At 46.2% G+C, this 21,742-nt stretch carries 18 protein-coding genes; 5 read left to right on the plus strand and 13 right to left on the minus strand.

What is annotated here, in order from left to right; all coding sequences use genetic code 11:
* Positions 1 to 75: 75 nt before the first annotated feature.
* From R7D93_RS18020 to envZ, 5 genes are all read left to right on the plus strand, one after another.
* The gene (locus R7D93_RS18020; RefSeq protein WP_086013892.1) at positions 76 to 1,956 is read left to right on the plus strand and encodes an ATP-dependent zinc protease; all 1,881 of its coding nucleotides are present in this window, start codon (positions 76 to 78) and stop codon (positions 1,954 to 1,956) included.
* A gap of 117 nt (positions 1,957 to 2,073) precedes the next feature.
* Entirely contained in the window at positions 2,074 to 2,565 is a 492-nt protein-coding gene (gene greB / locus R7D93_RS18025) for a transcription elongation factor GreB (RefSeq protein ID WP_176311232.1), read from the plus strand.
* Between the two features lie 105 nt (positions 2,566 to 2,670).
* Positions 2,671 to 3,066 carry a DUF1090 domain-containing protein gene (locus R7D93_RS18030; protein WP_171343037.1) on the plus strand — a complete coding sequence of 132 codons (396 nt, stop codon included), beginning with the start codon at positions 2,671 to 2,673 and terminating at the stop codon, positions 3,064 to 3,066.
* Between the two features lie 129 nt (positions 3,067 to 3,195).
* A complete protein-coding gene (gene ompR, locus R7D93_RS18035) occupies positions 3,196 to 3,915 on the plus strand; it encodes a two-component system response regulator OmpR (protein WP_005379333.1) in 720 nt (239 codons plus the stop codon).
* A gap of 102 nt (positions 3,916 to 4,017) precedes the next feature.
* Positions 4,018 to 5,310: a two-component system sensor histidine kinase EnvZ gene (gene envZ / locus R7D93_RS18040; protein ID WP_017820700.1), complete on the plus strand. Its 1,293-nt coding sequence runs from the start codon at positions 4,018 to 4,020 to the stop codon at positions 5,308 to 5,310.
* Between the two features lie 71 nt (positions 5,311 to 5,381).
* Here envZ and R7D93_RS18045 read toward each other — a convergent pair whose 3' ends face one another.
* The 13 genes from R7D93_RS18045 to R7D93_RS18105 form a co-directional block, all read right to left on the minus strand.
* Entirely contained in the window at positions 5,382 to 6,770 is a 1,389-nt protein-coding gene (locus tag R7D93_RS18045; protein ID WP_005379335.1) for a uracil-xanthine permease family protein, read from the minus strand.
* A gap of 232 nt (positions 6,771 to 7,002) precedes the next feature.
* Positions 7,003 to 9,084, minus strand: a complete 2,082-nt coding sequence (gene recG, locus R7D93_RS18050; RefSeq protein ID WP_205391079.1) for an ATP-dependent DNA helicase RecG — start codon at positions 9,082 to 9,084, stop codon at positions 7,003 to 7,005.
* Positions 9,085 to 9,337: 253 nt separating this feature from the next.
* The gene (gene trmH, locus R7D93_RS18055) at positions 9,338 to 10,021 is read right to left on the minus strand and encodes a tRNA (guanosine(18)-2'-O)-methyltransferase TrmH (RefSeq protein ID WP_017820702.1); all 684 of its coding nucleotides are present in this window, start codon (positions 10,019 to 10,021) and stop codon (positions 9,338 to 9,340) included.
* Positions 10,022 to 10,073: 52 nt separating this feature from the next.
* Positions 10,074 to 12,194, minus strand: coding sequence for a bifunctional GTP diphosphokinase/guanosine-3',5'-bis pyrophosphate 3'-pyrophosphohydrolase (gene spoT, locus R7D93_RS18060; protein ID WP_005379340.1), 2,121 nt, complete (start codon positions 12,192 to 12,194; stop codon positions 10,074 to 10,076).
* Between the two features lie 39 nt (positions 12,195 to 12,233).
* Positions 12,234 to 12,506, minus strand: a complete 273-nt coding sequence (rpoZ, locus tag R7D93_RS18065) for a DNA-directed RNA polymerase subunit omega (protein ID WP_005379346.1) — start codon at positions 12,504 to 12,506, stop codon at positions 12,234 to 12,236.
* A 181-nt stretch (positions 12,507 to 12,687) separates the two neighbouring features.
* Positions 12,688 to 13,311, minus strand: coding sequence for a guanylate kinase (gene gmk / locus R7D93_RS18070; RefSeq protein WP_005379347.1), 624 nt, complete (start codon positions 13,309 to 13,311; stop codon positions 12,688 to 12,690).
* 448 nt (positions 13,312 to 13,759) lie between these two features.
* The gene (locus tag R7D93_RS18075) at positions 13,760 to 14,983 is read right to left on the minus strand and encodes a tetratricopeptide repeat protein (RefSeq protein ID WP_169644337.1); all 1,224 of its coding nucleotides are present in this window, start codon (positions 14,981 to 14,983) and stop codon (positions 13,760 to 13,762) included.
* 9 nt (positions 14,984 to 14,992) lie between these two features.
* Positions 14,993 to 15,625 (minus strand): energy transducer TonB, encoded by a 633-nt coding sequence (locus tag R7D93_RS18080; RefSeq protein WP_005379353.1) that lies wholly within the window; start codon positions 15,623 to 15,625, stop codon positions 14,993 to 14,995.
* 4 nt (positions 15,626 to 15,629) lie between these two features.
* Positions 15,630 to 16,037, minus strand: coding sequence for an ExbD/TolR family protein (locus R7D93_RS18085; protein WP_005379359.1), 408 nt, complete (start codon positions 16,035 to 16,037; stop codon positions 15,630 to 15,632).
* Positions 16,038 to 16,062: 25 nt separating this feature from the next.
* Positions 16,063 to 16,590: a MotA/TolQ/ExbB proton channel family protein gene (locus tag R7D93_RS18090; protein WP_005379363.1), complete on the minus strand. Its 528-nt coding sequence runs from the start codon at positions 16,588 to 16,590 to the stop codon at positions 16,063 to 16,065.
* A 9-nt stretch (positions 16,591 to 16,599) separates the two neighbouring features.
* On the minus strand, positions 16,600 to 17,961 hold the full coding sequence (locus R7D93_RS18095) for a MotA/TolQ/ExbB proton channel family protein (RefSeq protein ID WP_225496987.1): 1,362 nt from the start codon (positions 17,959 to 17,961) through the stop codon (positions 16,600 to 16,602).
* Between the two features lie 3 nt (positions 17,962 to 17,964).
* Positions 17,965 to 18,729: a DUF3450 domain-containing protein gene (locus tag R7D93_RS18100; protein ID WP_005379365.1), complete on the minus strand. Its 765-nt coding sequence runs from the start codon at positions 18,727 to 18,729 to the stop codon at positions 17,965 to 17,967.
* A gap of 65 nt (positions 18,730 to 18,794) precedes the next feature.
* On the minus strand, positions 18,795 to 21,395 hold the full coding sequence (locus tag R7D93_RS18105; RefSeq protein WP_047103765.1) for a TonB-dependent receptor plug domain-containing protein: 2,601 nt from the start codon (positions 21,393 to 21,395) through the stop codon (positions 18,795 to 18,797).
* Positions 21,396 to 21,742 lie beyond the last annotated feature (347 nt).

The following is a 21,742-nucleotide window of genomic DNA, read 5'->3' on the forward strand; positions in this document are numbered from 1 at the left end:
TATCCGCAGTTATCGACTAACCTAATTCCACGGTTGTTGATATCACTAAATGTACCTCGGCTTATACGGATAATCATGATGAAAAAAATGTCTTTGGCGTTAGCGCTTACGAGTGCCTTACTTGTCGCCCCGCTTAGTTGGGCGCAATCTATCTCAGGAACCACACAAGCTCCCGTTTATCAGCTCGATAACAAATTGGTACTAGGGCGTGTGGAGAGCGTCTACTACAGTGACATTCCGGAACTAAAAGCGGTGCCATTTATTGGCAAGATTGATACTGGTGCAGATACGACATCGATGCATGCGGAGAATATCCATGTCAGTAGCTCACACCCAGATTACCAAGATTTGAAAGATAACGAGTTACTTTGGGCGATTGTCGATGACTTAGGTGGTACGAAGGCAAAGTGGGACGCCGACAGCTTTAAGCCATATCAAGTAAAGGTTAGCTTTACGGTTCCTCACCCTTATACAGGGAAGGAAATACAGATTACCGATGATCTGGAAAGAGTGAGCGCGATTCGCAGCCGAACAAGCAAAAAGCCCATCCTACGCCCGACAATAAAAATGCCGATGACAATCGCTGGTCACACCGTTGATACGGAAGTGAACCTGACCAAGCGTACGCAATTCTCTTCTCCTATCTTGATTGGTAAAACCTATCTCGATGATAACGCATGGGTCTTCGCTGGTTACGATTACCTTCAAGAACAGCCACGCGCAAAAATGATTGGCAAAAAAGAGACGGTTGAAGTCGAAGGTGTGCCATATAAGATCAGCATCTCAACTTCTAGCCGTTATACCAACGTCCATGCACTGGACATCAAGGTAGACAAAAAGCATAACGAAGTCTCTTTTATGTTAGAGGGCGAGAATGGCAAGCGTCATCCAATGACATTACCCTTGGTACGAATGCTGAAAACGACCAAAAGCGAGCGCCCTTTAGTCTATTTACCCGTCAAAGTCGGCGAAAATGAAACTCAACGTTGGTTGGTGTATCTGCGTGATCGCAGTAAGTTCAGTTCGCAAATTCGCTTAGGTCGGGACGTCGCGAGTCAGCACTTTGTTATTGATACGGACAGAGAAAATCTACTGGGTGGCGTAGAAAAAACGTTCAAAAGCGCGCTCAAATCAAAACCTCTTGTCGTTTCACCAGAAGAACAGGTCACCATTGATGGTTATACCGTCCCTGCTTACCCCACTTTTACTGTGAAAACGCCATTACTGCGTGTAAATGGGTTTGAAGTAACAGAAAAAGGTAAGGATGAATCCGTCACGTTTTATTTAATGAACGATGAGGGGAAAGAAGAAAAAATCACCAAACCAGTGTTGAAAAAGCTCAAGGTTGGCAGCGCGGTTCGCCCTGTTGTCGAAGGAGACTTTCTTCTCGGTAGAAAAGACACATCAATGAAGTTTGCGCTCGATGTGCTTGATGAGGGTGACACTCAACCCTTTTTCGTCTTTGGTCATGACATAGCCAAGGGTGGTGTGTTGCTGAACACTCGCGCAGACCATCTACTAGATGCAAGGCCACTTTTCAAAGCTGGCCATATCGAAGTGGCTGAAGTTGAGGGGATGTCTTTCCCTGTGAAGTTAGACACGGGTGCAGATGTAAGCTCAATCAATGCTAAGAACATCAAGCAGTTTAAGAAAGACGGCAAAGACATGGTGAGCTTTACCTATGAGAACGATCTTGGCATGAAACAGGCGTTTACCAAGCCTGTTGTTGATGTCATGCGTATTAAAGCGAAGAAAGGCGAGAAAGCGAACGTACGCCCTGTGGTTGAAATGCATGTTAAGCTTGGCGAATTAGAGAAGAAGATCCGAGTCAACTTACAGGACCGAGGTCGCTTCCATTACAGCATGATTTTAGGTAAAAACTTCCTAAAACATGGCGCGGTTGTTTCGAGTGATACGAATTACATCGTGACGCAAAAACCGGATTACGAAAAGTAACACTCTGGCCGCCTTATCACCTTGATACCCAAAGCCTGAACAACGTTGGATCTTTGGGTATATCATCTCCTTAATGCTGCCAAAGAGCAGCATTTTTTAGTTGAGATAGGAGTTAATTTGAAAACTAAGCTGATTACACGAGAAGGTTACAACAAACTCAAACAAGAGCATGATTACCTTTGGAATGAAAAGCGCCCGGAAATCACCAAGATCGTCACTTGGGCGGCGAGCCTGGGCGATCGCTCAGAAAATGCGGATTACACCTTCAATAAACGTTTACTCCGTCAGATCGACCGTCGTGTCCGCTTCCTTCGTAAATTCCTGCCAGAAGTCACGATCGTTGACTATTCTCCGCAACAAGAAGGCAAAGTCTTTTTTGGTGCATGGGTGGAAATAGAAAATGAGGTAGGAGAAGTGAAAAAGTTTCGTATTGTCGGGCCTGAAGAGATTTATGGCGATGCGAAAGACTACATCTCTATCGATTCACCTATGGCGCGAGCGATGTTGAAAAAACAAGTGGATGAAGAGTTCACGGTACGCACCCCAGAAGGTGAAAAAGAGTGGTTCATCAACTCAATTGAATACACTCAACCGGCCTCGGAAGACTGAGGCTTTATCACCGATTCAAGTCTCATGAAGTTCACTAGAAGTGACTTGGGTCTCAACGTCAGAATATTTGGTATAAAGGCATGGTGCCTTTCTCGGAGAAGTAAAATGAACAAAGCAGTCATGTGTAGTGCTGCACTAACAATAGGTTTCTCACTTTCAGTTTTTGCTCAAGATGAAGTGAAAGGCTGTGACGCTAAAGAGTTAGCGGTAGAGCAGCAGCTTGAGTATGCAAAAGCGCAAGGTAATGAGCATCGCATTAAAGGCTTGGAGCAAGCACTTTCCGCTATCCAGAATGAATGCTCGGAAGGTGAGCTGCGCCAAGAGCTGCAAGCAGAAGTGGAAGAAAAGATTAAAGAAGTTGAGGAGCGAGAGGAAGAATTAGTCGAAGCTCAGCATTCAGGTAAAGCAGACAAAATTGAGAAAAAACGTCACAAGTTGGCGGAGGCACAGCAAGAGCTGCTTGAGGCCAAACGTGAACTGGAATGGAATTATGGTCAATAGTAGGTGCTGAAAATACCTGCTAGAGAGAGAATAAAGCGCTTAAGATAAAAAGAGTAACAATTTGCTTGAGCACGTTAGGAAAAACAGTGATACATTTTCGACAATAGACGCTTCTGAAAGGATGTTTCAATGCAAGAAAATCATAAAATTTTAGTGGTTGATGACGATGCTCGTTTACGTGCTCTATTGGAGCGTTACCTTTCTGAGCAAGGTTTTCAGGTACGAAGTGTCGCCAATGGCGAACAGATGGATCGCCTACTGACGCGCGAAAACTTTCACTTAATGGTGCTGGACCTAATGTTGCCAGGTGAAGACGGTTTGTCAATTTGTCGTCGTCTACGCCACGCGAACAATATGTTGCCAATCTTAATGCTCACCGCGAAAGGTGATGAAGTGGACCGCATCGTAGGTCTTGAGGTAGGGGCGGATGATTATTTGCCAAAACCGTTTAACCCACGCGAATTATTGGCTCGCATCAAGGCCGTATTACGCCGCCAAACTGTAGAGTTGCCGGGTGCACCAAGCACGGAAGAAAAAGTGGTGGAGTTCGGGGAGTTCCGACTCAATCTAGGCACTCGCGAGATGTTCCGCGGTGACGAGGCAATGCCACTCACCTCTGGAGAGTTTGCTGTTCTAAAGGCGCTCGTGATGAATGCACGTGAGCCAATGTCACGAGACAAATTGATGAACATGGCGCGTGGCCGTGAATATTCTGCAATGGAACGTTCTATTGACGTACAAATCTCACGTTTACGTCGCATGTTAGAAGACGATCCGAGCAAGCCGCGCTACATTCAAACCGTATGGGGCCTAGGTTATGTTTTCGTCCCAGACGGCAAAGAGGTGTAACCTCTTCACTCCATAGCCAGCACTTGGCTATAGCAACTTCAGCCTTCATTACCTTCCCTTTGAAGGCTGAAATTTCGCGATTAGGACCACTAGGAACGTTCCATGCGCATCCGAAGTTCACTGACACAATCTATTCTGCTGTTCATCTCTTTGCTTCTCGCGAGCCAAGTTTTCTCTTACTACGCCGTTTTTAACTACGCGTTGATGCCGAGTTTGCAGCAGTTCAATAAAATTCTCGCCCATGAGCTCAATTTGGTGCTTGATGATGAAGGACCTTTAAAGTCTGATGCACCGTTAAGGCGTCAATTGTTAGAAAGATTAGGGGTGACGGTTCATAGTCTCGATAGCGATAAGGCGATTGAATTTCATCACGCAATGTCGATTGATTTGATGTCTGAAGAAATGAGCCAAGAGCTGGGTTCGCCCACAGAAGTGCGCTTATTGCTTGGCGATGAAAGTTACATTTTGTGGATGCACATCGAAAAGTTGCCGAACTCCATCATTCGTATTCCGTTATCTGAGCTGCAAGAAGAAGATTTTGCCCCGCTGTTTCGTAACAGCTTGATTATGGCGCTGCTGATCATTGCAGGTGGTTGGTTGTTTATTCGTTTGCAAAACCGTCCACTTTTGGCTTTAGAGAGAGCCGCGAAAGACGTCGGTCGAGGTGAGATCCCGCCCCCCTTAGCAGAGAAAGGCGCATCGGAGATTCGCTCTGTAACTCGAGCCTTTAATCAAATGTCGAAAGGTATTCAAGAGCTAGAAGAAGACCGAGCCTTATTAATGGCAGGGATTAGCCATGACTTACGAACACCTCTGACGCGTATTCGCCTAGCGACAGAAATGATGTCTCCTGAGGACAGCTATCTTGCGGAGGGGATCATTAGCGATACGGAAGAATGTAATGAGATCATCAGTCAGTTTATGGATTACCTCAAACCGGTGAACCAAGAATCGTTTGAAGCGGTTGATATCAGTACGATTGCCAGTGACGTCGCCAGTTCTGAAGGTGGTTATGAGGTTGAAATTGAAACAGATCTTAATCTTAACTTGCCGCCAGCCAAAGGAAGCGCGATTGCGATTAAGCGGGCGATCAGTAACTTAGTTGTGAATGCGCTACGCTATGGCAATGGCTGGGTCAAAATCAGCACTGGTGTGACAGCAGATAAGCAGCTAGTGTGGATTTCAGTAGAGGACAACGGACCGGGTATCGAGCATTCCCAAATCGCGAGGTTATTTGAACCCTTTACGCGTGGTGACACCGCTCGCGGTAGTGAAGGCACTGGGCTAGGGTTGGCGATTGTGAAGCGTATAATCAGCCAACATTCAGGCTCTGTGGTGATGCGTAATCGCAGTGAAGGCGGTTTAATCGCTCAAATCAGCTTTCCTACCAAGTAAGTCGATGGCCTGCACCCTTTAAACAAAAAGCCCAACCTAAATAGGTTGGGCTTTTCTTATTCTCAATAATCTTAAGACTCTTTCACTTCCTGAGGAAGTTCATCTTCGTCTTCCAGTTTCTCTGGCAGAAGTAAATTTAAAATGATCGCAGTGATGCCACCTGCTGCAACACCAGTTGAGAAAATACTCTTAATAAATTCTGGCATAAATTGCAGGATCTCTGGTTTTTGTGCGATACCAAGTCCCATTGAGAAGGATAAGGCCATGATCAGAATTGCGCGGCGATCGAGCTCAACACGAGAGATAATACGCACACCAGCGGCAGCAATCGTACCAAACATGACAATCGTTGCGCCGCCAAGTACTGGCTCAGGAATCAGCTGAACAAAGCTAGCGACGCCAGGAAACAAGCCAAGAATCACTAACATGCCTGAAATAAAGTAACCCACGTAGCGGCTCGCGACTCCTGTTAGCATGATGATGCCGTTATTCTGGCTAAACGTTGAGTTCGGGAAGCTGTTGAAAACGGCTGCGATTGCAGAGTTTAAGCCGTCTGCTAACACACCGCCCTTAATGCGTTTCATGTACACTGGGCCTTTTACTGGCTCACCAGACACTTCAGATGTTGCGGTAATATCACCGATGGCCTCTAGTGCGGTAATAAAGAAAATCAGTACCAGCGGAATGAACAGAGACCAGTCAAACGATAAGCCATATTGCATTGGTACGGGCAGTGCTACGATCTCGGTTGCGCCTAGCTGAGAAGTATCTACCATCCCCATAAAATACGCCATGATGTAGCCCACTAGCATCGCAATCACGATTGAAGCCACACGGATGTATGGGTTTTTCGAGCGGTTTAAAATCACAATTAATCCAAGTACCGTCCCAGCCAGAGCAAGTTTGTCTAAGCTGCCGAAGGTTCCTTCATTTAATGCTGCGTAGCCACCGCCCATTGATACTAAGCCGACTTGAATCAGTGTGAGACCGATAAGAGTGACGACGATGCCTGAAACAAGCGGAGTGATGATTCGGCGGGCATGCTCCAACACGCGAGATAGAAAAATTTCTGCAAATGATGCGACTAAAATCGTACCAAAAATGGCAGCCATCATGGTGCTGATGTCTGCTCCACCGGCTTTCAGCGATAGGCCTGCACCAATAATAGGACCTAAAAAGTTAAAGCTGGTGCCTTGAACAGAGAGCAAACCAGAGCCAATTGGGCCAACGGTGCGAATTTGAATAAACGAAGACACGCCTGACGCAAACAAAGACATGCTGATGATGGTATTCGTTTGGTCTGCTGGTACACCCAAAGACTGACAGATGATCAGTGACGGAGTGATAACCGCGACGAACATCGCCAATAAGTGCTGAAGTGCGGCAAAAATGGTTTGAGGCAAAGGTGGTCGATCGTTGAGTTGATAGACCAGTTCCGAAGATCGGTTTGAAGTTGTCATTGTTTGTCTCGCTAGTCGCAATATTTCCCTAGTTCTCGCTGAATGGGAGAGCAGGGTGGAGTTGACGTCGTTACCTGTGATTGCTGTTAATCAGAGTCAACTCAGGTTGGTGGAGTGTGATCTAACACACTTAAAAATTTGTGCGCGATTATAGAGAGATTTACTCAAAAAGCAAACGTTTGCTTTGTTTTTGGCGTATTAAAAAACGAGCCATTTGGCTCGCTTTCAATCATTACGCTTTGGAGTAAATATCCCGCTCACCCAACCAGCGATCGATAATCGCTGTTGCGTTAGTCGGGTAATTGTCATGAATATGACGCGCAATACGCTGAACTTCGGGAATCAGGCGTTGATCTCGAACTAAGTCTGCGATTTTGAAATCAGCAAGACCTGTCTGCTTTGTACCCAATAGTTCTCCAGGGCCACGAATTTCTAGGTCTTTCTGCGCAATGACGAAGCCATCGTTACTTTCACGTAGTACTCCGAGACGTTTTTGCGCGGTTTTTGACAGCGGAGAGTGGTACAGCAGCACACAATGGCTAGCAACGGAACCTCGGCCCACGCGACCTCTTAACTGGTGTAATTGTGCCAAACCAAGACGTTCAGGGTTTTCTATGATCATCAAGCTAGAGTTTGGCACATCCACACCAACTTCAATCACTGTCGTTGCGACCAGCAAATGCAGTTTATTGTCTTTGAAATCTTGCATCACCGCTTGTTTCTCTGCCGGCTTCATTCGTCCGTGCACTAGACCAATTTTTACGTCCGGCAGTTTACGTTGAAGCTCTTCTGCGGTATCTGCCGCGGCTTGCGCTTCTAATACTTCCGACTCATCAATCAGGGTACACACCCAATATGCCTGCTTGCCTTCGTTTAAGCAGGCATTTCGGACACGCTCGACGATGTCGTCACGTTTTGTATCAGGAATGGCAACGGTTTGAATCGGCGTTCGACCCGGTGGTAGCTCGTCAATCACGGAAGTTTCCAGATCGGCGTAAGCGGTCATCGCTAAGGTGCGAGGAATAGGCGTCGCCGTCATGATCAACTGATGTGGGTAGGCGCCTTGTTTTGCGCCTTTTTCACGCAATTCTAATCGCTGATGGACACCGAAGCGGTGTTGTTCATCAATGATGACCAAAGCAAGGTGATGAAATTCAACGTGCTCTTGGAATAGCGCGTGAGTACCCACTACCATTTGCGCTTCACCACTGGCAATACGAGCCAGCTCGGCTTCCTTTGCCTTACCTTTGAGTTTGCCCGCTAACCAACCGACTTGAATGCCCATGGTTTCAAACCAGTTTGCGAAGTTGATAGCGTGTTGCTCGGCCAATAGTTCGGTTGGCGCCATGAGTGCCACCTGATGGCCATGCTCAATGGCTCTAACAGCGGCCAAAGCGGCAACCAACGTTTTCCCCGAACCAACATCGCCTTGCACTAATCGCATCATTGGGTGCGGTTTTTCTAGATCGGCTTCAATCTCTTGTACGACTCGGGTTTGAGCGTTTGTAGGAGAGAAAGGCAGTTGGGCTAAAAGCTGCGTTTTTAGTTTATTACAAGGACCGAGAGGTAGCGCTGAATCCTTCTGACCTTTGCTACGCACCGCTAGCATCGATAAGTTTTGTGCGAGCAATTCTTCCATGATCAAGCGGATTTGGGCAGGATGTTTGCCTTCGTCAAACTCATCTAAATTAATGGTTGGTGGTGGGCGATGAATGGTGTGCAGCGCTTGCGACATCGTGATTTGATGGTCATACAACCCCGCTGGAAGTAATTCCTGCACTGCGGTTTTATCAAGCAGGGCTAAAGCTTGTTCGGTAAGGTTGCGTAATGTGATTTGGCGTAAACCATCGGTGGTGGGATAAACAGGGGTTAAGCTCTGTTCTACATCGGGCTTTTGCTCGCTGACGTAAAACTTGTAGTCAGGATGAACAATTTCCAAACCCATGCCACCGCGCTTAATTTCACCGTAAGCATGTACTAACTTACCTTGCGTGAAATTGTTCTTCATGGCTGCGGTAAAGTTGAAAAAGCGCAGCGTGATAGTGCCATTACCGTCGCTGATTTTTACCGTTAGCATTTTGCGCTTACCGAAGATGGTGTCGACTGCCATGACCTTACCTTGCACTGCCGCCCAAAGGCCAGCATGCAGTTTGGCAATAGGGTAAATACGAGTACGATCTTCGTAGCGTAACGGAAGGTGAAACAGCAAATCTTGAACGCTATGTAAGCCAACTTTGGCGAGTTTTTCTGCGACTTTCGCGCCAACTCCAGAAAGGGAGGTTAATGGGACGGCAGATAACATTTGGGCGGACATAGAGGGCTCAAGAAAATGGTTAACATAGCAGTATGTTAACCATGGAGCTGTGTTTTTGTACAGGAAAAAATAGTCATGCTTTAGTTAGTGTCATGATTTGACTGATAACCTATCATTCCGAGGAGCTTTAGCGACATCAGGATTCTATTTCCAACAAGTATGTCGCTGAAGTTAACACTATCAGCATCTGTATATTTGAGAATTAGATCCTGAACCACGCTCCTTCGCCGCCGTTCAGGATGACGAAAGTCTGTTACTTGCTTTGCATCTCTTGCCACCACGCGTCATCGGCGATGATTTGACCTTCTTCATCGAGTGGTGGGTAAACGAGCCCTTTTCGTTTCGCGACCTTTGCCAGCACTGGGTGACCACGTTCAAAGAGAATACGGTTGATTGTCTCTTTAGGCAGAGCGCTTTCTTCTCGGTCGTACATGCCTGCGGCTTCACGTTGACGTTGCGCTTCATACAAAATTACGGCACTGGCAACCGATACGTTTAGTGACTGCACCATGCCCACCATCGGGATAATAATGTCTTGATCAGCAAGCTGTTTGGCTTGCTCTGAAGCGCCAACCTTTTCGCTGCCTAAAATGATTGCCGTTGGTTTGGTGTAGTCGATCTCGCGAAAATCGACGGCGGTGTCCGAAAGATTGGTCACCAAAACCTGCATACCTTGCGCTTTGAGTTCGGTAATCGCAGTTTCAATCGAATCGTGAGTATCCACTTCAACCCAGTTACGCGCGCCAGCTGAGGTATGGCTCAGCGTACGCATTTTGTCAGGCCAAATTGCGTGAACTTTGTGTAAGCCTGTCGCGTCAGCGGTGCGGATCACGGCAGAGACGTTGTTTGGCTTATGTACTTCTTCGAGACAAAGTGTCAGATCAGTTTGGCGAGTTTTTAGGACTTGGTGAATACGGTTGTAACGTTCTAGGTTCATATTTATTGAGGTATAAAAAATCGCCACCTAACAGAGTAGGTGGCGATAGAGGTTAGTTCTTTCTGCGTCTGACTCGGGTTGCTTGAGGCATTGCCTTAATCTTACGCATGATACCAGCAAGGTGGACACGATCTTTCGTCGTCAACAGCACAGTCACAGTGTATAGACGACCATCACGTTCTTCCGTTGAAAGGCCATGAATGTTTGATCCTGTTTTCGAGATCACGTTGGTTAGTTCTGCAAGAGCACCTTGGTTGTTAAGCATGTCGACTTTAAGTTCAGCAATGAACTCTTTATCGTAGTCTTCAGACCAAGCGACAGCCATATAACGGTCTGGCTCTTTCTGATAACCACGAACGTTCGGACATGTTTCTCGGTGAACAACCAAACCACGACCAGGCGATACGTGAGCAATAATGTGATCATCTGGGATAGGATGACAACAATTTGCAAACGTCAGCAATAAGCCTTCTGCGCCACGAATCGGAAGCTTCTTCTTCGAGTCCGTTGGGATTGAACTTGTTGTCGTGAGCTCTTCGGTGTCACCAAGGAGACGACGTGCGATCACAATGCTCATCAACTCACCCAATCCAATAGCAGCCAATAAATCATCGATGCTTTCTAGGCGAAGATCATTCAAGACTTCTTGGATATTTTCTGGATAAATTGAATCAATCGAGTGACGGCCAAGTGCGTGATTAAGTAGGCGACGACCTAAAGTAATCGACTCTTCACGACGCATCGTTTTCAGTACTTGTCGAATCTTAGTGCGGGCACGAGAAGTCACGACATAGTTTAGCCATGCCGCATTCGGACGCGCACCAGGGGCACTGATAATTTCCACCGTCTGACCGTTTTTCAATGCCTTACTCAATGGGTAAGGGTTACGGTCAACACGAGCACCAACACAAGAGTTGCCTACATCGGTATGTACCGCATAGGCAAAGTCGACAGCCGTTGCGCCTAAAGGCAATTCAACGATACGACCTTTTGGTGTGAAGACGTAAATCTCATCTGGGAAAAGATCGGATTTTACGTTTTCAATGAATTCGAATGAGTTACCCGCGCTTTGTTGTAGCTCTAACAGGCTTTGCATCCAACGCTGAGCTTTCACTTGCGCAGTGGTGCCAGACTTGTCGCCTTTGTCTTTGTAAGACCAGTGTGCCGCGACACCTTTGTCCGCCATTTGATCCATATCTTCAGTACGGATCTGAACTTCAACAGGTACGCCGTGTGGGCCAACCATGGAAGTGTGTAGCGATTGATAGCCGTTCGCCTTTGGTACCGCGATGTAATCTTTCATGCGACCAGGACGTGGCTTATACAAGCTGTGTACTTGGCCTAAAACGCGATAACAAGTATCAGCGGTATCAACAACGACTCGGAACGCATAGATATCCATGATGGTGTGAAAGCGCTGTTCTTTGGTTTTCATCTTGTTGTAGATAGAGAACAGGTTTTTCTCACGACCAACGACGCGAGCATTCAAGCCAAAATCTTGCAGACGGCCTTCTATTTCGCTGTGAATGCGTTGGATCATCTCTTTACGATTACCACGTGCGGCTTTAACCACTTCTTTCAGTACGCGGTAGCGGTTGGGATATAGCGCCTCAAAGCCCAACTCTTCGAGTTCGGTTTTGATATTGTGAATACCAAGACGATGAGCGAGGGGCGCGTAAATTTCTAACGTTTCACGAGCAATACGACGCTTTTTATCTGGTCGAAGCGCGCCAAGCGTACGCATGTTATGCGTGCGGTCAGCCAGTTTGATCAGAATGACGCGGATATCTTGCACCATGGCCAGAACCATCTTACGAAAGTTCTCAGCCTGAGCCTCTTTCCTATCGCGGAATTTGAGTTTGTCCAGTTTAGATACACCATCAACCAATTCTGCGACAGTGTTGCCGAATTTCTCTTCGAGATCTTCTTTAGTTACATCACAGTCTTCAATGACGTCATGCAGCAAAGCAGCTTGGAGGGTTTCGATATCAAGGCGCATTTCGGCCAAGATACGAGCCACTGCGACAGGGTGGATGATGTATGGTTCACCGCTAGAGCGGGTTTGCCCTTCATGGGCATCTCTCGCTACCACATAAGATTGACGCAGAGCCTCAATCTGAGGCTCTGTTAGGTATTCTTGGGCAACGTCTTTGAGGCTATCGAATAGATACAAATTATAGGCCCGGGAGGTTGTTGAATTCTAAAGTCAGAATTAACGGTTGTGAGCGATGCTGCTTACTGCCGCTAGCTCTGCCGCTTCTTGCTCTTGCTGTTCTTGACGTTCACGAGCGTCTAGAACTTCTTTAGTAATTAAACCTTCTTCGATTTCGCGTAGAGCGATAACCGTTGGCTTATCGTTCTCTTCTGGCACTAGTGCATCTTTACCGCCAGTTTGCATTTGACGAGCGCGGCGAGCCGCAATCAGTACTAGGTCGAAACGGTTGCCAACTTTTTCAACAGCGTCTTGAACAGTTACGCGTGCCATGAGGACTCCAAATAGTTAACTAAAATTTTAGAATGACGAGAAAGTATACAACCTAACTACTTTATTTACTAGCAATTAGACAAGCCACCGTTTGTGGACTTTCTCAGGTAGTTTATTGTGTTTTTCGCACTGGGCAAAAAACGGGAAATTCTTTATGTTTTACAGCGTGACTTTTCTGAAGTTACTCTGCTAACAACGCGTCAAGCATACCTTTATATTTAGCAGCTTGCTTTTCTTCCTTCAATCTTTCAGCACGCAAGATAGCTTTAAAATCCATCAAAGCGGTATCAAAATCGTCGTTTACGATCACGTAGTCGTACTCGTTGTAATGAGAGATTTCCGACTTGGCTTCAGCCATACGCTTTGCGATCACTTCATCGCTATCTTGACCACGAGTGTTCAAGCGACGCTCTAACTCACCGTTTGATGGTGGCAGGATGAAGATGCTTTTGGCTTCTGGCATTTGTTCACGGATTTGGCGTGCGCCTTGCCAGTCGATATCTAGAAAAACGTCGATACCTTTATTTAGTGTTTCTTCAATCCATACACGAGATGTGCCGTAATAATTACCAAACACTTCTGCGTATTCTAGGAAGTCACCTTTAGCGATCAGGGCTTCAAACTCATCTTTCGCTACAAAATGGTAGTGGACACCATTTTCTTCACCAGGTCGCATGTTGCGCGTGGTGTGAGACACAGACACTTTCATTGCGTAGGTTGGGTTGCGTTCCAACATCGCTGAGATCAAGCTAGATTTACCTGCGCCGCTAGGTGCAGATACGATATAGAGAGTACCTTTGCCCATTGTACTGTTCCACTTTTGATTGGATTGATTGAGTGCCGAAGGAAAGTTCGACATTCTTATAACGATAGCACTGGCATTGAGAAATCAACCACCAAAGGGGTGGATATTGGTGATAATCCCGCCAGAAAAATGGAGGCGAAGAGTATCATGATCTCTATTTTGTTACCAGTTGATCTTTCTGTCTGTGATCGTCCCAGATGAAATAGTTACTTACGCCAGAGTGTTCCTAAACAGCGAAGAAGGAGCGTGGTACAGGACTTACCATCCGCGCACTCTGTTATTAAAACCATTTCTACAACCGTTTAGTGTGCTGATTTTAGGTTTAGAGTCCCGATTTGGCTTGCGTGAGTGACTCTGGTTAAAAATAGGGGTTAATAAAGATAAAACGGAAAAAAGGGGAAGCTTTCACTTCCCCAGGCGTGCGACTGACTCACACTTAATCTTCGAATTACCCTTGAGACTCTAGGAAATTTATCCAAGGGCTAACGGTTGACCTGAATTTTGGCGATTGAGCAGCGCCTTTCATCGCCTGCAAGGCCTTTTGTGGTTGCTTAAGCTCGAAATAGGCCATCCCGCGAATGTATTCAAGTTCTGCCTTTTGCTCTTTAGAGGCACTGGATGCCGCGCTTTCTACAAAACGAGTTGCTTCAGAATACTGCTTGTCTTGTATCATTAAGCGAGCAATCTGAATTTGCGTTTTAGCAGAAGGAGCGAGGTTATATGACTTTTTATAAGCGAGAATTGATTTATCTAGCTCTTTAGCTTGCTGCCAGAAACTGGCTAGGCGGTCATAGTTTTCCTTCGTCTTTTCAATGTTTCCAGCTGCCATTTCCTTTTCAAGAGTTTTGGCTGCTTTATATGGAATACCTTGATAAGCCAAGAAGTTTACAAAGCGTAAATATTCCTTTTCTCCTTCTAGTTTCCCCATTTTGTAAACCATTTCTAGGGTGGCTAGAGAGTTGCGCTCTTGACCTAGCTCCATGTAGACACCAGAAAGTTGCATCCAGTAACGCTTTTTCTGAGGGTACTTTGAAGTCAGAGTTTTGAGTACACTGGCAACGCTTTTCAGCTGGCCTAACTCGTAGTGAGATGCAACGAGAATTAAGTACCAAGACTCACTTGGGCTCTTGCTCATCGCGATGGCTTTTTTGGTTGGCGGGATTGCATTTTTGTAATCTTCCAACTGAACATAAGCGCTCGCTAACGTGATATAAGCATGAGCTTGAGGCTTCTCTTTGGTTGTTTCTGCAACCTTGAACCATTCCTTCATCGTTTTTACAGACAACGTATACTTTTCTTCAGCTAGGTAAAGCTGAGCCAAGCTGTAGCGAACTTGTTGAGCAACAGGAACGGGAAGTGCGTCGAGCTGTAATGCTTCGGCAAAGTATTTTGCTGCTTGCACATAATTGTCTTGTAGCGAATACAAAAAGCCAGTCTGCTGAAGTAAAACTGCTCGGTCGTATTTTTTCGAACTTGTGCTTTCTAAAGCGCTTGCTAGTTTTTCTTTCGCTGCTGAATATTTTTCAGTTGCGATCAACTCTTGCACTTTGTTAACGGTTCGAAATGTCCGATCTGATAACTGAGGAGCTTCTTTTGCCATCGTAGGAGCGGTCATTGCCACTCCTGCGAAGAGAATTAAAGAAGCCACTTTGCTTTTCCATAAACTTTTCATCGTGACTCCTTAATTGGTTGAGAACTCTATTTCTTGCGATAGGCGCGAGCTAACAGGTTTCCCGTCAACCAATTTTGGTTTAAATGTCCATTTAGAGACTGTTTTTCTTGCCGCTCGACCGAGGCCTAAGCGTCGTGGTTGCTCTTTAAGAACTTTGATGTCCTCTACGGCACCACGTGCGTTGACAGTAAACTCTAATAAGACGACCCCTTTTTCTATTCCTGCTTTCGCAGCTTTCCTAGGCATTTGAGGTTGGAATGTCGCTAGAGGTGTTGGACCTCCGCTACCCGCGAGTTGCGCACCTCCACCCTGGCTATAATGTCCAAGCACCGAACCACCTGTAACATTTACGGGTAGGTCAAGCTTTGGCATATCCATTGGGGTCTGCTCCATCACCGGTTTTACTGTCGCTGTCACTTTCATTTCTGGCGGCGGCGGCGGACGCTTAGGCGGTGGTGGCTTTGGAAGTTCGCGTTTTTTCTCCTGTATTTTTTCGTCTGGTTTAATGCGAATAAACTCGACCATACGCAGGTCATCATTCGACACTAACTCGTGGCGCTCTTTGTTTACTAGCTTGTCCATCCCCCAGAACAACCCGAGGGAGACAATGAGCGCCAGTGCAATTGAGGCCAGATACCGCATAAGCTTAATCCTTATTGGTTGCGGCAATGGAGATGCTTTCTACACCTGCCATTTTGATCTGGTCCATAACCTTCACGACTACGCCAGCATTTGCTTCAGTGTCGGCTTGGATAACAACTGCGCCATCAGGGCTTTCTGCACGAAGACGTTCAATATTCGCGCGAACCGCGTCCACTTCGATGCGGCGTTTATCAACCCAAACATCACCCGCCGCACCAACTGCGACCATGATGTTACCTTTTTTCACGGTTTGCGCAGAGCTTGCCGTCGGGCGGTTTACTTCTAGACCAGCTTCTTTTACGAACGATGTTGTTACGATAAAGAAGATCAACATGATGAATACGATGTCGAGCATCGGTGTCATATCGATAGCGGTTTCATCACTGCTATCACTGCTATAGCGTCTTTTCATGACCTATACCTCTAATTCCATTTACTCAGGCAATATGCTTTAGCTTATCTTCCAGCTTTTGCGTTGTGACTTTGGCTAAATGATCAAGACGTGAACTAAAGAACAGTCCTGATAGAGAAGCCACCATCCCGGCTAAAGTTGGGATTGTTGCCTTTGAGATCCCCGAGGCCATTGCTCGAGGGCTTCCTGTTCCTGTTACCGCTAAGATGTCGAATACTTGGATCATGCCAACAACGGTGCCGAGCAAACCCAGTAAGGGACAAAGCGCAATCAATACTTTGACGATTGGTAGGCCCTTTTTATTCTCAATGTCCTGACGAGAAACAATTTCTTGTCGGATCATCTTAGCGTTCCAGCTCTGGTGCTCTGATCGCCCCTGCCATGAGCCAACGGCTTTTTTCATGGCTTTTGGAGCGACGGCAGCAAAATAGAACCAACGTTCTAACAATACTGCCCAAAGCATAAAGCTGAGGATGAAGATGGCGACGAGTACATCGCCACCCATTCCCAAGAAGCGCCTAATTGATTCAAGTTCTCCAACTAACCACCACATAACGCCTCCTTAGCTTTCGGCTTTATGTAGTTTTTCCTGATAGCGAGCGATGAAGCCTGCACTCTGTTCTTCAAGAGTTTGAACCAAACGACGACCTTTACTGTGTACGATGGTGTACAGGAACAGTAGAGGAATTGCGACAACCAGACCAAGCATCGTAGTAACAAGTGCTTCAGAGATACCGCCAGCCATTAGCTTAGGATCACCTGTACCAAATAGTGTGATTGCTTGGAACGTACCGATCATACCCATAACCGTACCCAGTAGACCTAGAAGTGGTGCTACAGAAGCGAACAGTTTGATTGAGCTGATAAAGCGTTCAATGCTCGGTGCGTTACGTAGGATGATTTCGTCCAGTTTCGCTTCAAGATCTTCAAGGTTGTCACCTTTGTGTTCTTGGTAAGCTTGGATAACTTCACCCAGAGGGTTACCAGGAATCACGGTTTCTGATTTCGCTTGCCTACGCATTTTACCGCCAATCACTTGAAGGCGTAGGAAGCAAACTAGAGCAATGATAGCGCCAACTGCACCCATACCAAGGATGACGTAACCTACAATGCCACCTTGATCAATACGTTCTTGAACGGTAGGGCTTTGTACAAGTAGAGACAGAATTACACCACGGGATGGGTCAATAAACAGTGGCTCATAGCTGTTTGACGCTGACTCAAAGCCTGCAACATGACGTGTAATATTGGTGCGAGGCTGTCGAGAGAGTTCTTCGAACTTACCTGTTTGAGGTACATAAGTAACGTACTTACCATCGGCAATCGCGTTAAATTCACCGACAAGAGTAACATCGCGAACCGCTTCTTTACCTTCGCCATAAACAACCGTTGCTTGGGTTGTTGCTGTCTCGCCTGAGGCAACCACTTGTTGAAGAATGGTATGCCAGAATGCTTCTAGCTCTTGTGTTGATGGCAGTTCTTTGCTTTCAGCCAGTTTCGTTAGTAGAGCGTCACGCTCTGGGAACTGAACAGCGTTTTGAGAGGCAGCAAATAAGCCCTTAAACTCGCCCGCATATTGGCGGACCACACCAAACATTTCGCCCAAAGTACCAGAGCGAACACGTAAGGTTTCTGTTAGTTCAGTCAGCTGCTTATCGTTTTCATCAAATGTCGCTTTAAGTTGATCGCCCAGTGCTTGCTGTGAAGCTAGCTCTTCACGAGCCTGTTGCAATAATGCCGCTTGCTTATCTCGGTTGTTCTTGAACTCAGCTTCACGGGCTTTGTTCTCTTTTGACTCAACGATGCTTTCTGATTTTACGTTTTTGAGTAGTTCAGATAGGTTTTTAGGCGTTTCTGCTTGTACGCCTGAAACCATAAATAAGCTCGCTAGTAGACCAGCGGCTAGAGTTTTGAATCCTTTCATCTCTTATTCCTCCCCAGCATATACAGGCAATTTGATTAGCGCTGGTGGCGCTTGCTTCTTCGCGATACGAAGGCCTTGCTGTACCGCTATGCGGTAGCTTTCCGGTAATGTTTCCCATTGACGTGTTTGTTGGTTCCACATACCTGTCTCACCACCGTCTGGAGATTGGAATAAAAGCGCCGTGCGACCAATACGTAGGAAGTCGTAAGTCACGGTTTCCCCATTTCTATCTAGGCTAGCTTTGTAAGATTCAATTGAGCGAGAGAAGCCTTCTTCAATTTGGTAGGCTTCCATCACTTTACGGAATTTCTCAGAAGTCGTTACGTCGGCGCGATCCATGAGACGACGCAGTTCTTGGACACGTTTATTACGTTCTTTTTTCTGGAAAGGCAGATCGAGAGTCACAAACTCATCGAGTGCATCGATCATTTTAAGTGTTAGTGGCACTACTTCTGTTGCCGTTTGATCGATCTGAGCTATTTGGTTATTTAATGAGTCCAATTCACCTTGCTGTGATTGAACCATACGATTAATTTGCTCGTTGTAGACTTTCATGCTGTCGATTTGACGTAGTAAGCCTTTGTATTCTGCCAACATGCCTTCAGTACTTTCGGCATAATTGTCGATTTTTTGTTGCGAAGCTTCTGAAGATTGATTTGCTTTTGCTTGTGTGGAAACGACAGCACCAGAGTTGGCCGCTATAGAGCTACTACTGATAGTAAGCAATGCTGCAGCTATGGCACTGAGACCAAATTCCTTGAATTTCATGGTTGCATCCTTGTCAGTGTTTTAGTCAGTCGAAAAGGGCGCGGAAAACCCGCGCCAAATATTTTTTAGAAGTCGTATGATGCCTCGACGTATAGCTGACGTCCGATTGGATCGTCATACCCAGTTGCATAGAATGGAGAGGTATCGCTTAGAGGATCTGCAGGCGGTACTTTGTCAAACATGTTGATAGCACCAAGAGTTACACGACCACTCTCGTTGAATTGGTAAGAAGCCGTTAGGTTCCACGTTGTCATACTAGCGATTTCTGCTTTGTAACCCGCTTTTTTAGCAGAATCACAGTCATCAAAGTAGTAACGGTTTGCGTAGCTTGAACACATACGGTCGCGGTATTTACCAAATAGGTTGATAGCGACATCTTCATATGCCCAGCCAAGATTTAACGTTGCGGTGTATTCAGGCATGAAATCTCTTTCATCCGTTACAGGCTCGCTGTCGTTTTCTTGATATTCAGCAATCAAGATCTTCGTTACAGCAACACGCGTGTTAAATGAACCGAACTCATTAGTGTCGTATGCGTATTTGATCGCTAGGTCAATACCAGAACGCTCTTCATACGACTGGTTCACTGGACCATAGGATACCGACTTGATGGTGCCATCTGGGTTACGAACGACTTCAGTACCTGGGTATTTACCTGGATCGTTAATTACGTCTTGGTAAGTTGGTGCTGTTACGACGTCTTCCATCTTGATGTGGTACCAGTCAACAGTTACACCAAGATCATCCACAGGCTCCCACGCTAGGCCCAAGTTAATGTTTGTACTTGTTTCTTCTTTCAGCTCAGAGTTAGGGCCATTAAGCGTATCGAAGTACTGAGTATCACACTCTGGGTACTTATCTTTATCTTGTGGGCCGCTACCACCAGCGTTGGCACAAAGCACAGGGTCAAAACCAGAACCAAAGCCTCGAGTTTGATCACCAAATAGTCGCTTCAAGTCTGGAGCTCGGAAGCCTAGACCGTAGCTACCACGTAGCAATAGGGTGTCAGTAGGACGGTATGCTAGGGCTACTTTAGGAGTGAATGCGCCGCCAGTTGCCGAGTCGTCGAAGTAGTGGTCGTAACGACCAGCGACAGTCATTTCTAAATCTTCAATGATAGGAATAAGAGCTTCAACACCAAGACCAATCTGATCGCGGTCACCGCCGCCTGATGTTCCACCTAGACCAGAGAAACCACCCGCTGCTGTTGTAGCATCAATCGTCTCATTGTAGTCAGTACGGTTCCATTCACCATAAACAGCAAAGCCAGACATACCTGCAGGAAGTTCAACCAAATCACCAGCCAGTGAGCCGTTAACAGAGTAAAGCTTTGAGTAAGCTTCTTTGCTTGAAGTGCCGCTGTATTTGTCTACAACGTCTTGAGAGATAGGCCCTAGAAGATCGACATCACCATTTTGTACAGCTTGGTCGAGAGTTAGGAAGATTGCTGGGTTGCTTGTTTCAACGCTTTGCTCAGAGTAACCAGCTGATAGGTCCCAATCATACGTATCAGCAAGCAGGCCGTTCAAGCCTAAGGTTAAGCCAAAAGAATCGGCTTCAGTGTTACTTTCGCGTGGTCCAAATTCGACCATACGGCGAGTGTATTCGCCTTCGCCGCGGAAGTGAGTGGCATCAACTTCTACGCTGTAAGGGTTAGGTTCGAATTCAGATTCTGTAGACTTGTAGCCAAAACGGGCTTCTGCCATGGCAGTGACATTGTCGTTAATGTCCATTTCACCACGTAAAAGTAGGTCTACTTGTTTGTTTTCTGGTTTTAATGTTCGGTACGCAGAGCGGTTAACACCACACTTTCCATCCGCTCGTTCAATCGCGGCATCACCAACGACTTCTTTACATGAAGAACCTGCATCAGCTGGTGTTAGAAGTGTTCCGTTGGCGCCTTCAAAGTTTGCACCGTAGCTAGAGTAGCCACTTAGCTGAGAACGGCTAGAACCGTCATCGCCAGCCCAATCATCTCGGTCAGATTGCTTTAGCATTTCGTTGCCCGCAAATTGGCCAACGAAGAGAATACGTTTGTCGTCAAAGTTTTTGCCAGCTACAACGTCTAAACGACCATTTTGGTAACCACCATCCGTCGCGTCACCCGCGCGTACTTTTACAGAAACGCCATCAAAGTCTTTCTTTAAAATGAAGTTTACGACACCACCGATTGCGTCGGAGCCGTAGATAGCAGAACCTGAGTCGGTCATTACTTCAACACGCTCAATGGCGGCGACAGGGATTTGGCCGATATCTTGGAAGTTAGATGTACCATTTTGTGCTAGCGGGTATTGAGGAAGACGACGGCCATCAATAAGAATCAATGTGCGTGACGCGCCAAGGCCACGTAAGTTGACTGACTGCGCTGCTGGTGTAAACGAGAAAGAGTCTGTTTGAGCCATTACACCACCTGTGTTTTGGGTCAAACTGTTCAATACGTCTTGCGCGCTGTTAAAGCCTTTAGACTCAATGTCTTTACTATTAATAACAGTAACTGGTGAAGGACCTTCCATATCCGTCGTGGAGATACGCGAACCAGTAACTTTCATCTTTTGAAGTTTTTCAACTTGCTGCTCTTCTGCCAGTGCTGTTGCTGGGGCTGCAACTGCTGCCGTCCCCAAAGCAAGGCTTATCGCAACAGATAAAGCGGTTGTGTTTTTATACATCCTTGTTGCTCCGATTATTATTATTTCCTATGTCTGGCCGCATAGCGGCCAAATGTGACGTTAATATTTCGTTAACGTTCGGCCAATGTATAACCGAGATGAAAAAAGGAAGTCAAACCAGTGGTAAACGGGGATGCTTAAATGTAAAAAAGATGTAAATAACCAGGCTTTGTTTAAAAGGCGGAATAAAAAACCGAATAATGTTTATGAATCGATATTAAATTTCAATAAAACACCGTATTTTGTGTTTCTTATAAACTTTAATGACTTATCTTGCCTATGGTTTTTTAGTGGGTAATTGAATCTGGAAAAAGATATTTTTCCAGTGAATTGTTCTGAGATGAGTT

The organism is Vibrio sp. YT-15 (genome assembly GCF_033337445.1).
Lineage (GTDB): Bacteria > Pseudomonadota > Gammaproteobacteria > Enterobacterales > Vibrionaceae > Vibrio > Vibrio alginolyticus.